Source organism: Pseudomonas sp. P1_F1_2 (assembly GCF_056405815.1).
In genome coordinates this window covers 14476-29968 of record NZ_JBFUBK010000029.1, presented here as the reverse complement: position 1 = coordinate 29968, position 15493 = coordinate 14476, and the positions used below count along the sequence as shown (strand labels likewise).

Genomic DNA, 15493 nt, shown 5'->3' with positions numbered 1-15493 from the left:
CTTAAACGGACGCTTAAGCGAAAAGCTGTGCGCTGAGGTCGCGGCTGGCGCTGAGCAGCCCTGGCAGAAACCGTTGTTCCAGCTCATTACGACTGACACGGCCAGCATGGGTGCTGACGTTCAAGGCGGCCACCACCTGGCCGGAGGCGTCATACACCGGTACGGCAATCGAACGCAGGCCCTGCTCCAGTTCCTGATCGACGATGCACCAACCCTGTTGCCGCACTTCTTGCAGGCATTCGAGCAACGCCTCGGGCGTGTGCAAGGTGCGGCTGGTCTTGGCTTGCAGCTCGGCATGATCGAGGTACTCGCGCAGCGAAGTGTCATCCAGTGCGGCGAGCAGAATGCGGCCCATTGACGTGCAATAGGCCGGCAAGCGACCGCCCACTGAAAGGTCGACCGAGATCAGGCGCTGAGTGGTGGCCGAGCGTGCGATATAGAGAATATCGTCACCTTCCAGCGTGGCCATGTTGCACGCCTCATGCAGTTGCTCACTCATGCGGTCCAGATACGGCTGGGCAGAAACCGCCAGCGGCGTCGAAGACAAATAGGCATGGCCCAGCGTCAGCACTTTGGGAAGCAACGAATAGGTGCGACCGTCAGTGGTGGCGTAGCCGAGTTTGATCAACGTATGCAGGCAGCGTCGCACGGCGGCGCGGGGAATTTCGGTACGGTGGCTGATCTGGGCAATCGTCAGGTGTCGCTTGCGCTCTTGAAACGCCTGCACCACCGCCAGCCCACGGGCCAGGGACGTCATGAAATCGGGATCACCGGTCAGGGCCTGGATTCGCTTGGCGGGCGAGGCGACGATGGGTGGCGCCACTGAAGCGAAGGAGTTGCGCATTTGATCGTTCATATCAGGTCCTTTCCTACACGGATCAGCGACTATTACAGGCGGTTCCAGGCCTGACACACAAGACAGGCAACGCCAAGATTGGGCGATTATCGAACCATCGACCGGTAATCGCAATCCATGCTACGCCGGGCTTGCCGCCACTCACACCATCCAGTGCCTGCTTTTGTTCTTGACTGCACGCCCTCTAAAAGGTCGAAGTAACAATCAAACTTATTCACTTTAGTGACGTCAGAATGACAACGTCGCACAGTCAGCTGCATCGACGTTATAGTTGCCGCCGAAACTTGTGAGTAACAAAACAATCACACATGACGAACTACTTTTAACGCCTCGGAGATAGTGTTCTTCGAATCGACCGCTATAATGCAATTAGTGGCGTAACGGTTTTTTATCCGCCGAGTCCGCCACCCGGCAACACGATCTCCCATCGTCGTTGCCCACAGCAAGCGCCTGACGCTCATTTCATATGCACCGCCAATGCGCTTGCTGAAACAGGAACCTGATGCTGCGTCAGCTGTTTTCTCTGGTGTCGTGGCCGCCTGCAACATGGAAGTATTGTTCGCATGCCGTCAAAAAGGTTGCCTTCTTTGGCAATAGCCTTTCTACGAGCGTGGTCAATCGACTCGATGCAGCGCGATTCACCGGAATTTATCTCAACTCAAACAGGTAGCACTGTGACGAAAGACGAACTGCGCGCGGAACTTGAGCGCCAGGAACAACGTTACAAGGAAGTTTACGGCGGAGAAGTCACCACCTACGCCGCCCAGCCCGAGCCGGAACGTAAACCCTGGCGTAAACGCGCCACCGTTCAGGATCAGGCGTTTACTCAGGAATTGCAGAAGATGGAAAAGGAACTCAAAGCCGAAGAGCCCTGACTGCCTCGGCCCGAATCCCTTCAAGGGTCTGCGTCTGCTCCCGTTAAAAGCGGGTTGCATCAATGAAGCCTTTCGCGCCTGCTACAAGCGGGCAGCGGCTCCCTCACCCATCGGATGAGGCAAAAGGCTCATTTCTGACCCTCTTCTCAGATATTTCACACAAGCGTTCAAGCCTCTCGACTTCACGGGAGAAACCCTTGTGGCTGCTGCATTCCCCAATGAATTCAATGGTTTGAAAAACCCGGTAAAACGCTGGGAGATAGGCGTTCGTCACAAACTATTTCGTTGAAGAATGTTACCGATGAGCACCTAGTGCATTGATTAGCAGTCTTTTCTGGCATAATCGCGCCCCCTTATGACCGGGTCAGAAAACCTTCATGATCGATTTATTCAGCGGACTGGATGCTTGGGTGCTTGTGAGCCTCTTGCTCGCCCTGGCCTTTGTCCTCGCCTTCGAGTTCATCAACGGCTTTCATGACACCGCAAACGCGGTGGCCACCGTTATCTACACCAAAGCCATGCCGCCTCACCTGGCGGTGTTCTTTTCCGGTGTGTTCAACTTCCTCGGCGTGCTGCTGGGCGGTGTTGGCGTGGCGTATGCCATCGTCCACCTGCTGCCGGTAGAACTGCTGATCAATGTAAACACCGGTCACGGACTGGCGATGGTGTTCTCGTTGCTCGCCGCCGCCATCACCTGGAACCTGGGCACCTGGTACTTCGGTATCCCCGCCTCCAGCTCCCACACCCTGATCGGTTCGATCCTCGGTGTCGGACTGGCCAACGCATTGATCAACGACATTCCGTTGGCCGATGGCGTGAACTGGCAGAAGGCGATCGATATCGGTGCTTCCCTGGTGTTCTCACCAATGGCTGGCTTCCTTGTCGCGGCCTTGGTGTTGATCGGCCTTAAATGGTGGCGTCCCCTGTCCAAGATGCACAAGACACCGGACCAGCGCCGCAAGCTCGATGACAAGAAGCGCCCACCGTTCTGGAACCGCCTGGTATTGGTGATCTCGGCCATGGCCGTGAGCTTTGTGCACGGCTCGAACGACGGCCAGAAAGGTATCGGCCTGATCATGCTGGTGCTGATCGGTATCGTGCCGGCTCAATTCGTACTCGACCTGAGCAGCACGACTTACCAGATCGAACGGACTCGCGATGCGACCCTGCACCTGAGCCAGTTCTACAAGCGCAATGCCGACACCCTGGGTGAATACCTGGCGCTGGGCAAAAGCATAGAAGGTGATCTGCCGGAGAAATTCCGTTGCAACCCGCAACAGACCGAACCGACCATCACCGCCCTGCTCGGCACCCTGAATGGTGTATCGGACTACCACTCGTTGACGTCGGAAAGCCGCATCGAAGTACGTCGCTACCTGCTCTGCCTGGATGACACCGCAAGGAAAGTCGGCAAGCTGCCTAATCTCAATGCCCGCGAAAAGGCTGACCTGGACAAACTGCGCAAAGACCTGACCACGACCACCGAATACGCGCCATTCTGGGTGATTCTSGCGGTAGCACTGGCGTTGGGCCTGGGCACCATGGTYGGCTGGAARCGCGTAGTACTGACCATCGGCGAGAAAATCGGCAAGCAAGGCATGACTTACGCACAAGGCATGTCGGCGCAGATCACCACCGCGTGCATGATCGGCCTGGCCAACATCTTCAGCCTGCCGGTCTCCACCACCCATGTGCTGTCCTCGGGCGTGGCCGGTACCATGGTCGCGAACAAAAGCGGCCTGCAAGGCGGCACGGTAAAAACCATCCTGTTGGCCTGGGTCCTGACCCTGCCTGCGACCGTGGCCCTGTCGGCCGGCCTGTTCTGGCTGGCGTCGAAGGCACTCGGCAGCTGATACACAGCCGCACAAAAAAAGGCGCGTTCCGTGAGGTTCGCGCCTTTTTATTGCCTCCGGAACCCCCAAAAAACCCCATAACCTGTAGGAGCCGAGCTTGCTCCGGGCGGCGTTCCGACGATCGCGGCCTTACAGGCAACATGAATGTTGAATGGTATGGCCCCATCGCGAGCAAGCTCGGCTCCTACAATAGGTCGGCTTATTCCGATAGATTTGCAGGCAAAAAAAAAGGGCAACCGAAGTTGCCCAAAATGCCTTGCGTGCTCATTACATCCAGAAGGAACTACGGTTTGCGCTTATGCGAATCCTTCCAGATAAAAAATCCAAAACCTGCGAAAAACACAACCATGAGGCTGACAGTCAGCACCCCGGCGATCACCACGTTGTCGAAAAACATGACTGGCCTCTTGGACTTGCCCTGTTGCGATAGGGCTAAGTTAACCAAACAGGCGGAAGAAGAAATTGACTTGGATCAAGATCGCCCGAGACCGGACTTAAAGGAGGGGTAACAGCTGACCTGCATCAATAAGTGCAGGGTACTTCAACGCTTTTTCGGCTTGTTCTTCGGTTTCTTCTTGGCTTTACCCAATGGCATCGCCTGCTCAAACGCCTGACGAACTTCGTTCAGACGTTTTTCATTAAGGTCGTGAACCCGTTTTGCGCGTTCAGCGTTGAGATCAATCAGTTTGTCGTCTTGGCTCATGGTGCTCAATGCATCGTTTGGCAGGTGTGTCGCAATAATGCGGTCTGGCGGTCGCGCTGACCAGCCACAACCTCAAATCTGGATATCGACCCACAAGCCCTGGCGCGGTTGATCTTCCATCAATGGCGCCACCGGTACCGTGTTGTCGGCATTCAACTCATCACCGGGTATCGCCAGGTGTTCTTCAGGGTCTTCATCGGCTTCGCGACGACGGCGCTCGCGCTCCAGCTGGCGGCGCTGCTCCTCTCGCAGCTGAAACGCCGCTTCTTCAGGGTCGCGCTGCTGCAGGTCGATCGTGCTCTCGTTCGAGCTCTCCTGTACCGCCACCACCGGCGGAATATCCGGGCGCTGGCGAATCGGGTCCTGCTGTGAGGTGATCGGCACGGCACTCAAGGGGAGCATCGGTAGCAGCATGATTATTGGTCTCCTGTCAGCAAGCTGTCGGCTGCGGCGATGGCGACTTGAGCCATCGGTCGCAAACTGTGACCCGTTTGGCACGATTTGGTGCCCCGACCTGCGGGCGCGGCATCGTTGGGCTAACGTAAGACTGCGAGTTTTTATGAGAGTCCTTTGGCCCTGAAGGTCTCATTCCGTTAAGATAGCCCGCTTTTTCAAGGTGGGAGTCAGGCAGCATGGCGCAGCAGTATCAACCGGGGCAACGCTGGATCAGTGACAGCGAAGCCGAGCTGGGTTTAGGCACCGTTCTGGCACAGGACGGCCGCTTGTTGACCGTGCTCTATCCGGCCACTGGCGACACTCGCCAGTACGCGCTAAGGAATGCGCCTCTCACCCGTGTGCGGTTTTCGCCCGGTGATTCCATCACTCACTTCGAAGGCTGGAAACTGACCGTCCAGGAAGTCGACGATGTCGACGGCCTGCTGGTCTACCACGGCCTCAACGCGCAGAACGAAGTGGTGACCCTGCCGGAAACCCAACTGTCGAACTTCATTCAGTTCCGCCTGGCCAGCGACCGCCTGTTCGCCGGGCAGATCGACCCGCTCGCCTGGTTCTCCCTGCGCTACCACACGCTGGAACACACCAGCCGCCAGTTGCAGTCCTCGCTTTGGGGTCTGGGTGGCGTGCGTGCGCAACCTATTGCACACCAATTGCACATCGCACGCGAAGTTGCCGACCGCATTGCGCCGCGGGTTCTGCTGGCGGACGAAGTAGGCCTGGGTAAAACCATTGAAGCCGGTCTGGTGATCCATCGCCAACTGCTCTCGGGTCGCGCCAACCGCGTGCTGATTCTGGTTCCCGAGAACCTGCAGCACCAGTGGCTGGTCGAGATGCGCCGCCGCTTCAACCTGCAAGTCGCGCTGTTCGACGAAGAACGCTTCATCGAAAGCGATGCCACCAACCCGTTCGAAGACACTCAGCTCGCACTGGTTGCGCTTGAGTGGCTGGTGGAAGACGAGAAGGCCCAGGACGCGCTGTTTGCCGCCGGCTGGGACCTGATGGTCGTCGACGAAGCCCACCACTTGGTATGGCACGAAGACAAGGCCAGCCCGGAATATACCCTTGTCGAGCAACTCGCCGAGACCATTCCCGGCGTCCTGCTGCTGACCGCGACCCCGGAACAACTGGGCCAGGACAGCCACTTTGCCCGTCTGCGCCTGCTCGACCCGAACCGCTTCCATGACCTGGCCGCCTTCCGCGCCGAGAGCGAAAATTATCGCCCGGTGGCCGAAGCCGTTCAGGAACTGCTGGACAAGGGGCGCCTGTCGCCTGAAGCACACAAAACCATTCACGGTTTTCTTGGCAACGAAGGCGAAGCCCTGTTGACGGCCGTGAATGACGGCGACACCGAAGCCAGCGCCCGCCTCGTGCGCGAACTGCTGGACCGCCACGGCACCGGCCGCGTGCTGTTCCGTAACACCCGCGCCGCCGTGCAGGGTTTCCCGGAGCGCAAACTGCACCCGTACCCGCTGCCATGCCCTGACGAATACCTCGAATTGCCATTGGGCGATCACGCCGAGCTGTACCCGGAAGTCAGCTTCCAGGCCCAGCCGGACGCCAGCGAAGAAGAGCGCTGGTGGAAATTCGACCCGCGCGTCGAGTGGCTGATCGACCAGCTGAAAATGCTCAAGCGCACCAAAGTGCTGGTGATTTGCGCCCACGCCGAAACCGCCATGGACCTGGAAGACGCCCTGCGTGTGCGCTCCGGCATTCCGGCCACGGTGTTCCACGAAGGCATGAACATCCTCGAACGTGACCGCGCCGCCGCTTACTTCGCCGACGAAGAATTCGGTGCACAGGTGCTGATCTGCTCGGAAATCGGCAGTGAAGGTCGCAACTTCCAGTTCTCGCACCACTTGGTGCTGTTCGATCTGCCATCGCACCCGGACCTGCTGGAGCAGCGTATCGGTCGTCTGGACCGGATCGGTCAGAAACACGTGATCGAATTGCATGTGCCGTATCTGGAAACCAGTCCGCAAGAGCGCCTGTTCCAGTGGTACCACGAAGCGCTGAACGCGTTCCTCAACACCTGCCCGACCGGTAACGCCTTGCAGCATCAGTTCGGTCCACGCCTGCTGCCGTTGCTGGAAGAGGCCGACGACGGTGAGTGGCAAGCGCTGATCGACGAGGCCCGCACCGAGCGTGAGCGTCTGGAAGCCGATTTGCACACGGGTCGCGATCGCCTGCTGGAACTCAACTCTGGCGGTGCCGGCGAAGGCGACGCGCTGGTTGAAGACATTCTTGAGCAAGACGATCAGTTCGCCCTGCCGATCTACATGGAAACCCTGTTCGACGCGTTTGGCATCGACAGCGAAGACCATTCGGAAAACGCACTGATCCTCAAGCCGAGCGAAAAAATGCTCGACGCCAGCTTCCCGCTGGGCGACGACGAAGGCGTGACCATCACCTACGACCGCAACCAGGCGCTGTCTCGCGAAGACATGCAGTTCATCACCTGGGAACACCCGATGGTTCAGGGCGGCATGGACCTGGTCCTGTCCGGCTCGATGGGCAACACCGCCGTGGCGCTGATCAAGAACAAGGCACTGAAACCTGGCACCGTATTGCTGGAACTGCTCTACGTGAGCGAAGTGGTTGCACCGCGCTCGCTGCAACTGGGCCGTTACCTGCCGCCGGCCGCCCTGCGCTGCCTGCTCGATACCAATGGCAATGACCTCTCGGCCCGGGTGTCGTTCGAGACCTTGAACGATCAACTCGAAAGTGTGCCGCGTGCCAGCGCCAACAAGTTCATTCAGGCTCAGCGTGACCAGCTGACGCCACGGATCAACGCGGGCGAAGACAAGATCTTCCCGCGTCATGCCGAGCGTGTTGCCGAGGCGCAGCGTCGCCTGGCCGCCGACACCGACGAAGAACTGGCTCGCCTGACAGCGTTGCAAGCCGTGAACCCGACGGTGCGCGACAGCGAACTGGTTGCCCTGCGCAAGCAACGCGAGCAAGGCTTGGCCATGCTTGAAAAAGCGGCGTTGCGCCTGGAAGCGATTCGGGTGTTGGTGGCGGGTTAAGTCCCCTGCTCTACCCGGCTAAATAAAAAAGGCCCGCAGTGATGCGGGCCTTTTTTTGTCTGCTTGATTGTTAAGTTGTTGCTGATGGCCTCATCGTCGGAACGCCGCCCGGAGCAAGCTCGGCTCCCACAGGAGGTCTGAGTTGCCCACAATTTTGTGGTTCCACTCGATCAGTGTGGGAGCCGAGCTTGCTCGCGATGGCGATTAGGCAGTCGCCACAGAAATACCCGGCTCAACCACCGCCACCAACCCCGCCTTCATCCGCTTGGCATCGCGCACAAAACACCGCGACGCCAGAAACAGAAAGACCATGGTGAAGAACAACGCCACCGGGATCAGGTACATCGCATCGTGCAAGCCGACCGCTTTGAACGCCTCGGTCATCTGTTCGGCTCCCGCCGCCAGCATCGCCGTGTGCGCAAAGTGATCGGACAAACCGCCCACCACCACCGGCCCCAATCCACCGCCCAACAGGTACAGCCCGGCAAAGAACAGCGCCATCGCCGTGGCCCGCAAACGCGGCTCGACCACATCCTGAATCGCGGTGTAGACGCAGGTATAGAAGTTATAGGCAAACAACCAGCCCACGCTGAAGACCGCCACAAACACGCCGATCTCGATGCGCCCGGAGTGCAGCGCCCAAGCCGTGCACACGGTGGAGATAATCAAGCTGAACGCTGCAAACAACAGCCGCCCGCTGGCTACCCGCTGGTGAATCTTGTCAGCCACCCAACCGCCAATCGTCAGGCCGAACAAACCGGTCACACCGACGATCACTCCCGTCGCCACCGCCGCTTCCTGCAATGGCATCAGGAAGTAGCGTTGCAACATCGGCACCAGGAATGAGTTGCAGGCGTAAGTCGCGAAGTTGAAGCACAACCCCGCCATCACCAGCCACAGGAACGTCGGCACCGCCAGTACCCGGCGGATCGGCCGCTCTACGCGCTCCTGCGAAACCTGTACGGTTTCTGCTGCACCGCGTTTCGGCTCTTTAATGAAGAACATGAAAATCGCCAGGATCAGCCCCGGCACTGCCGCGATAAAGAACGGCGCGCGCCAGCTGTCGAACGCCTTGACCATGGCGCCAATGGTGAAGAATGCCAGCAGCAGCCCCAACGGCAGACCCAGCATGAAAATGCCCATCGCCCGCGCCCGGCGGTGGGCCGGAAACAGGTCGCCGATCAGCGAATTGGCGGCCGGTGCATAACTGGCCTCACCGATGCCGACGCCCATGCGCACAATCAGGAAACTCCAGAAGCTGCCCACCAACCCATTGACCGCCGTCAACCCGCTCCACACCGCCAGCCCCCACCCCATCAATTTTCTGCGTGAACCGGTATCGGCCATCCGCCCCAGCGGCAGACCGGCAATCGCATAGACCAGGGTGAACGCGGTACCGACGATCCCCAACTGAAAGTCGCTGAGGTGCCATTCCATGCGGATCGGCTCGATGATGATCGCGGGAATGGTGCGGTCGAAGAAGTTGAACAGGTTTGCCAGAAACAACAGGAACAGAATGCGCCAGGCATTCGCCGCTTGGGTCGAGTTCTGCATGGGTCCGTCTCTTTTATTGTTATTGGGGCCTCACTGCCCCCGGAATCTTCAATCTAGAGAGGCCCGGCAAAGCTGTCTGTCATTATTTGTAAGGCTGATATCAGCCCATGGCATTCACGCAACTCATGCCGACCGCCAGGCCCGGAACTCACGGGCATCCAACGGCACTTTCACGGTACCGACAGCCGGTAAAAAATACCTTTCGCCCCCCCTTCCAAAGCCCGTTGCGAAGCCTAGAATAGCGACCTTCGCCGCCCCCCTGCGTGCCCACTCCTCTTAGATAATCGCCCATGTCCGAAGTCAGTCCGTGTCTGAATTGCGGTGCCTGCTGTTCCCATTTCCGTGTGTCTTTCTTMTGGGGTGAATGCACCTCGGCCGGGGGAACGGTGCCTGACGATCTGGTCGCTTCAATCAGCCCCAGCCGGGTAGCGATGCTCGGAACAGACTGCAAACCCACCCGCTGCGTCAGCCTGGTGGGCAACGTCGGCAGCGAAACGAAATGCTCGATTTATGATCAACGCTCCAGCACCTGTCGGGAGTTCGAGGCATCGTGGGTCAACGGTGAAGCCAATGTCGATTGCGACGCCGCCCGGGCTGCATTTGGCCTGCCGGCCCTGCAACCCGAGTTCGAAATCCCCTACGAACAAAGTGCCTGAGACTTAGTACACAACGCGATTAGCGCCGCGGGGTGATTTGCGTCCAGCGCGGAACGAAATCAACCAGCGCAAGCAAACGTGCAATGTCATGCCTTTGAATTTGGCTCGCGGTACATCTGCACCAGCGTCGACGGATCTTTTTCCAGGAAACCCTGGCTCCCATGCAGTCGCATCAATTGCGCAGCCAATCCGCTGAGTGGCGTCGCCGAGCCCTGTTCGCGGGAAAACTTCACCGCAGTGTCGAGATCCTTGAGCAGCGTGCGCACATGCCACTTCACCGGTTCGAATCGGCTTTCGGCCATTTGCGGGGCGAGAATTTGCAAGGGTTTTGAATCGGCAAAGCCACCGGCCAACGCTTCGGCGATCAACCGCGCGTCTACCCCGGAACACTCGGCCAGCGCCACCACTTCAGCAATGACCAGCGCATTGCACGCCACGATCATTTGATTGCACGCCTTGGTCACCTGCCCGGCCCCGACGCCGCCCATGTGAGTAACACGCTGGCCCAGGTTCATTAACACCGTATGCACTCGCTGCAAGTCCTCGGCCTCGCCGCCGACCATGATCGCCAGGCTGCCGGCCTCGGCACCGATCACACCGCCAGACACCGGCGTATCCAGCCAACTCATTCCGGTTGTGTCACTCAGCTGTTTGGCCATGTCTCGTGTCGCGCCGGGCTCGAGGCTGGAAAAGTCCACCAGCAACTGACCGCTTTTCGCTCCCGCCGCCACCCCGGCCGGGCCAAAAACCACTTCACGTACGACGGCGGTGTCCGCCAGGCACAGCATGACGATGTCGGCGTGCTGACCCAGCTCAGCCGGAGTTGCCACTTGTCGGACACCGGCCTCAACCAGCGGCGCGCACTTGGCCGGATTGCGGTTCCACACGGTCAGCGGATAGCCCGCAGCCAGCAGGCGCCGGCACATTGGCAGGCCCATCAAGCCGATCCCGGCGAACCCCAACGAAGGTAGCGTTGACATCATTTAGCCTCCTTTTGGATTAAAGATCGCCGAATAGTGGCCGATTCATCATGACTAAGGAAAGGATTCCCCCCAGTGTTGCTCAGGCCCGTTCCTGAGTCTTGGGCCAAATACGCGCAAAAAAAGACGCGAGATCCCATTCCGTGAATGGTTCGACGACAGCTGTCGCTCAGCCAACAAGTCCAGGTAGATGGCGCACAATGACTTCTAAAAATAACCCGGCCACTACGGTCTCCGATCTGACACTGAGCCCCGCGGCGAACAGCCCCTCATCGTCGAAGCCATTGACCCCGGCGCGCCCGCTGGCCACTCAGCAGTACCTGTATTTCACCGAAACCAACACCGACCGTATCCTCGATAACCTCGATGGCCTGCGCGACATGGTGTTCCCGCGTCCGCCCCATCTCGAGGGCATCAGCGAACAGCACAACGACCAGGAATTCCCGTCGGTGTGCCTGATTGGCCTGGGTCGTTGCGGCTCCAACATCGCCCTGGACGTCGCGGAGCTGGTGTACAACGCCCGCAAGTTTTATCTCAACGAATTCAATAACGAAGACCGTCTATCGCCGGACAAACGTTTTGCGGAAAAGGGCTACAGCCCGGCGCAATGGATTCGTAACAACCTGCGCCTGGGTACCAACAAGGGTGCCAAACCGGTGTTCCTGGTAGAGCCGCTGGTCATGCTCGGCGACCTGGACAAGGACATTGCCGGTCGCATCCGTTTCTCGCGCAAAGGCGAAAAGAGCGGTTTCCTGCGCGACTACAGCAAAATGAAAATCATGGACTTGTCGGAAGTCCACGCCGGTGGCGCCGGTAACGCGCCGATTCTCGGTCAGTACCTGGCCAAGATCATCCTGAACAAGGACACCCAGCGTTTCTCCAGCCCTGACTGGAAGATGATTCACTCGTACCTGATCGACAGCTGCGGGATCAAAGCCAACCAGTCGCGCCTGTACTTCTCGATTTTCAGCGCCGGTGGCGGTACCGGTTCGGGCATGGCTTCGGAATTCGGCCTGGCCCAGCAACACTCGTACATGAACAAGACGTTCGACACCAAGCCGATGGATGAACACGACGGCAAAAGCGGTCACTCCTTCGTCTTCGAGCCGATCTTCACCAGCGGCATTTGCGTGCTGCCGAACATTTCCGATCACCGCAGTGAAATGTCTGAGGCGCTGCACATCAACGCCGGTCGCCTGCTGTGCAAATACCTGTCAGAAGAGTGGGACTTCTCCTACAACTTCGCCAACGAAGACAGCAGTGAAGCCAGTGTCATGGGGCGTATCCGCCCATGGAACGCCATGATGCTGATCTCCAACGACATCATGCGTTATGCCGAAGAAAGCGATGACGGCAACATCCAGAACATTGACGTCAATGCGATGGAAAAGCACGCCAACCAGTACATCTCGCAACAGATATTCAACATTCTGACAGCGCAGGCGGTCACGACTGACTACGACCAGAACTATTTCCGTCGTGCCGGCATCGACATCGGCGAAACCATTCGCCTGGACGCCAACGACCTGTTCATGAGCCTGGCCGGCCCGGTGGCGATTGCCTACGCCGAATCCGTCGTCCCGGAAACCCCGCCGCCGAGCAGCGACAAGTTCAAGGTGTTCGAGAAAGAGCCGCAGCGCCTGAACATCGACGACCTGTTCTTCCGCTCCATCGACCTGCCGCACTTCAACAAGGTGACCCAGGCGATCGAGGGCATCAGCCTGCTGCCGATCGAGTCCAAGCGCTATCGCGCCTCGCTGGAGCAGTACAAGAATTCGGGTTACGACGCCGCGGCGCTGCACGACCTGCACTTCTTCAAGAACTGCTCGTCGGTGGTGTCGATTGTTTCGCTGCCAAAAGACTACAAGCTGTCCTACATGGACCTGAACCGGTTGAAGACTCACCTCAACAGCCTGTTCCCGAACACCACGCTCAAGCGTTATGCGCTGGTGATTGGCGCTTCGGCCAACTTGTCGCTGACCACCCTGATCGCCAAGAGCCCGTGCCTGTCGGACGACTTCCTGACGCTGATCGTGGCCTTCATCAAGCGCTGCTTTGCGAAAAACCCGTACCGCTTCGACGAGACGCTGGACAACTCGATCCTCGATTTCATCATTAATGAAGAGTTCGACGAAGACCGGATCGATGATTTGCTCAACGAGTTCGAAAACCCGGCGAAGATCCTCGATACCAACTGGTACGCGATCAAACCGATGTACGAGAAGAAGTACCGCGAGCTGATCAATGACAAAGACAAGTTTGTCTCGATCAACGACATTCGTCTGTCACGCGATTGCGTGAAGAAGGCGATCAAGTACCTGCGCGAGATCTACCGTCACCGCATCGGCAAGACCAAGGTTATTTCGCTGAATAACCATACGGGCAAAACCGCTTAATCGGCGGCGCCCCAATCGCGAGCAAGCTCGGCTCCTACAGGGACGATGTCGATCACACATGTTGTGAACGCCATCAACCTTGTAGGCGCCGGGCTTGCCCGCGATTGCGGTTTCGAAATCAGCTAAATCCAATATCCAGAAACAATTAAGCAGCCCTTCGGCTGCTCACTGAACTGTGCCCGTTACGTTTACGTTACCGTGATGCTGGCCCTGTACGTGGCCTTTCTCCACGGCAACGTGCCATCACGCTACTCACCTACACACTTTTTATCATCGGGACTAAGCACTACTTTGGTGCGACGCTTTCGCTCGCTGCCCTTTCCTGGATCAGAATCCACGGCGAAACCACCACAGCCCACAGCTGCGGATCACGTTCAAAAAGATCCAGCGCCCGCGTTTCAGAGAGCTTGGCGACCTTGTCGGCGGCCAACCAGGCAGCCACTTTCTCGCCTTCATCCTGGGCCAAGGCCTCCGCGGCGGCGATCAAATCCAGGCCGGGGTCGACCCACAATAGGGCACCCTTGGCGAAGAAAGGCTCCAACTCTTTCCAGGTAATAGATGCGGTTTCACCAAGCAGCTTGGCATAGAGGGTGCTAGGTTCTTGATTCATGGGACTGTCCGGAAATGAAATCGACGCAAATGATAACGTCGATAATCTGGCAGAAAAACCCGGATGCAATTGAGTCACTGAATTGAAAAGCGCAGGAATGCCAAGGAATGCACTGGATCCGGCTATAAGCCCCTCAATGCCCCGCCGCAATTCTGTCTTTTTCATTCAAAAAAGCGACACTCGCAGGATTTGCCCCCCGGCGCCGCCTTCCCAGGCTGACAATCGGCGCTCTACACTGTACCGGTACAGTTGCCGAGGGGCTTTTCCGGGGAATGTCGCAGATATCTGACCCGGTTCTGCTGCTTTCGGCGCCAGGACTATAAAAACTACAACAGTAAGAGTGGAGCACTATGACTAAGGCTACTAAGCAGATTTCCAAACTGTTTGCCGCTATGGTTCTGGCCGGGGTTGCCAGCCATTCGTTCGCAGCTGACACCATCAAGATCGGCATCGCCGGCCCTAAGACCGGTCCTGTAGCCCAATACGGCGACATGCAGTTCAGTGGCGCCAAAATGGCCATCGAACAGATCAACGCCAAAGGCGGCGTAGACGGCAAGAAACTCGAAGCCGTTGAATACGATGACGCCTGTGATCCGAAACAAGCGGTAGCGGTAGCGAACAAAGTCGTCAACGACGGCGTCAAGTTCGTGGTCGGTCACCTGTGCTCCAGCTCCACTCAACCGGCTTCGGACATTTACGAAGACGAAGGCGTGATCATGATCACCCCGGCTGCCACCAGCCCGGACATCACCGCTCGTGGTTACAAAATGGTATTCCGTACCATCGGTCTGGACAGCGCCCAAGGCCCTGCCGCCGGTAACTACATTGCCGATCACGTAAAACCGAAAATCGTTGCTGTTCTGCACGACAAACAGCAATACGGTGAAGGCATCGCCACCGCCGTGAAGAAAACCCTCGAAGGCAAAGGCATCAAGGTTGCCGTGTTCGAAGGCATCAACGCCGGCGACAAAGACTTCTCTTCGATGATCTCCAAGCTCAAGCAAGCCAATGTCGACTTCGTTTACTACGGCGGCTACCACCCAGAGCTGGGCCTGATCCTGCGTCAATCCCAGGAAAAAGGCCTGAAAGCCAAGTTCATGGGTCCGGAAGGCGTGGGTAACGACTCCATTTCGCAGATCGCCAAAGACGCTTCCGAAGGTCTGCTGGTAACCCTGCCGAAATCCTTCGACCAGGATCCGGCCAACGTTGCCCTGGCTGACGCGTTCAAGGCGAAGAAAGAAGACCCGAGCGGTCCGTTCGTGTTCCCGGCCTACTCGGCTGTGGAAGTGATCGCCGACGGCATCAAGGCTGCCAAGTCCGAAGACACCGCCAAAGTGGCTGCTGCCATCCACGCTGGCACCTTCAAAACCCCGACTGGCGACCTGGCGTTCGACGACAAGGGCGACCTGAAAGACTTCAAATTTGTGGTTTACGAGTGGCACTTCGGCAAACCAAAAACTGAAGCTTCGCCTCAGTAAGGCTTTGCCTGACTGACTGCCAATAGAGCCCACGGCGTGCCGTGGGCTTTGTT

13 protein-coding genes are annotated in these 15493 nt (G+C 58.2%); 6 read left to right on the top strand and 7 right to left on the bottom strand.

Going from position 1 to position 15493, the window contains the following annotated elements; all coding sequences use genetic code 11:
* Window positions 1-13: 13 nt before the first annotated feature.
* Window positions 14-856 carry a pca regulon transcriptional regulator PcaR gene (gene pcaR, locus AC1D2P_RS11240; protein WP_008074568.1) on the bottom strand — a complete coding sequence of 281 codons (843 nt, stop codon included), beginning with the start codon at window positions 854-856 and terminating at the stop codon, window positions 14-16.
* A gap of 674 nt (window positions 857-1530) precedes the next feature.
* On the opposite strand from pcaR, the gene AC1D2P_RS11235 reads away from it, so the two are divergent.
* Entirely contained in the window at window positions 1531-1731 is a 201-nt protein-coding gene (locus tag AC1D2P_RS11235; RefSeq protein ID WP_007935837.1) for a hypothetical protein, read from the top strand.
* 377 nt (window positions 1732-2108) lie between these two features.
* Window positions 2109-3584: an inorganic phosphate transporter gene (locus tag AC1D2P_RS11230; protein ID WP_477758354.1), complete on the top strand. Its 1476-nt coding sequence runs from the start codon at window positions 2109-2111 to the stop codon at window positions 3582-3584.
* Window positions 3585-3867: 283 nt separating this feature from the next.
* On the opposite strand, the gene ccoM is transcribed toward AC1D2P_RS11230, so the two are convergent.
* The 3 genes from ccoM to AC1D2P_RS11215 all read right to left on the bottom strand — a co-directional run bounded on the left by ccoM (window position 3868) and on the right by AC1D2P_RS11215 (window position 4701).
* The gene (ccoM, locus tag AC1D2P_RS11225; RefSeq protein ID WP_028622453.1) at window positions 3868-3981 is read right to left on the bottom strand and encodes a cytochrome c oxidase subunit CcoM; all 114 of its coding nucleotides are present in this window, start codon (window positions 3979-3981) and stop codon (window positions 3868-3870) included.
* A 144-nt stretch (window positions 3982-4125) separates the two neighbouring features.
* Complete coding sequence (locus AC1D2P_RS11220) at window positions 4126-4287, bottom strand: hypothetical protein (RefSeq protein ID WP_008074569.1); 162 nt, start codon at window positions 4285-4287, stop codon at window positions 4126-4128.
* 72 nt (window positions 4288-4359) lie between these two features.
* Window positions 4360-4701, bottom strand: a complete 342-nt coding sequence (locus tag AC1D2P_RS11215; RefSeq protein ID WP_046029374.1) for a hypothetical protein — start codon at window positions 4699-4701, stop codon at window positions 4360-4362.
* Window positions 4702-4919: 218 nt separating this feature from the next.
* Between AC1D2P_RS11215 and rapA the strand changes: the two genes are divergently transcribed.
* Window positions 4920-7766, top strand: coding sequence for an RNA polymerase-associated protein RapA (gene rapA, locus AC1D2P_RS11210; protein WP_109788040.1), 2847 nt, complete (start codon window positions 4920-4922; stop codon window positions 7764-7766).
* Window positions 7767-7970: 204 nt separating this feature from the next.
* On the opposite strand, the gene AC1D2P_RS11205 is transcribed toward rapA, so the two are convergent.
* Window positions 7971-9320 (bottom strand): spinster family MFS transporter, encoded by a 1350-nt coding sequence (locus tag AC1D2P_RS11205; protein ID WP_046029371.1) that lies wholly within the window; start codon window positions 9318-9320, stop codon window positions 7971-7973.
* A 290-nt stretch (window positions 9321-9610) separates the two neighbouring features.
* On the opposite strand from AC1D2P_RS11205, the gene AC1D2P_RS11200 reads away from it, so the two are divergent.
* On the top strand, window positions 9611-9976 hold the full coding sequence (locus tag AC1D2P_RS11200; RefSeq protein ID WP_477811427.1) for a YkgJ family cysteine cluster protein: 366 nt from the start codon (window positions 9611-9613) through the stop codon (window positions 9974-9976).
* An 86-nt stretch (window positions 9977-10062) separates the two neighbouring features.
* On the opposite strand, the gene AC1D2P_RS11195 is transcribed toward AC1D2P_RS11200, so the two are convergent.
* Window positions 10063-10959, bottom strand: a complete 897-nt coding sequence (locus AC1D2P_RS11195; RefSeq protein WP_477758353.1) for an NAD(P)-dependent oxidoreductase — start codon at window positions 10957-10959, stop codon at window positions 10063-10065.
* A 197-nt stretch (window positions 10960-11156) separates the two neighbouring features.
* On the opposite strand from AC1D2P_RS11195, the gene AC1D2P_RS11190 reads away from it, so the two are divergent.
* Window positions 11157-13352 carry a hypothetical protein gene (locus AC1D2P_RS11190; RefSeq protein WP_109788038.1) on the top strand — a complete coding sequence of 732 codons (2196 nt, stop codon included), beginning with the start codon at window positions 11157-11159 and terminating at the stop codon, window positions 13350-13352.
* A 286-nt stretch (window positions 13353-13638) separates the two neighbouring features.
* Here the strand turns inward: AC1D2P_RS11190 and AC1D2P_RS11185 are convergent, their stop codons facing one another.
* Complete coding sequence (locus AC1D2P_RS11185) at window positions 13639-13962, bottom strand: DUF2288 domain-containing protein (RefSeq protein WP_046029365.1); 324 nt, start codon at window positions 13960-13962, stop codon at window positions 13639-13641.
* Window positions 13963-14312: 350 nt separating this feature from the next.
* On the opposite strand from AC1D2P_RS11185, the gene AC1D2P_RS11180 reads away from it, so the two are divergent.
* Window positions 14313-15440 (top strand): branched-chain amino acid ABC transporter substrate-binding protein, encoded by a 1128-nt coding sequence (locus tag AC1D2P_RS11180; protein WP_109788037.1) that lies wholly within the window; start codon window positions 14313-14315, stop codon window positions 15438-15440.
* The last annotated feature ends 53 nt before the right edge of the window (window positions 15441-15493 follow it).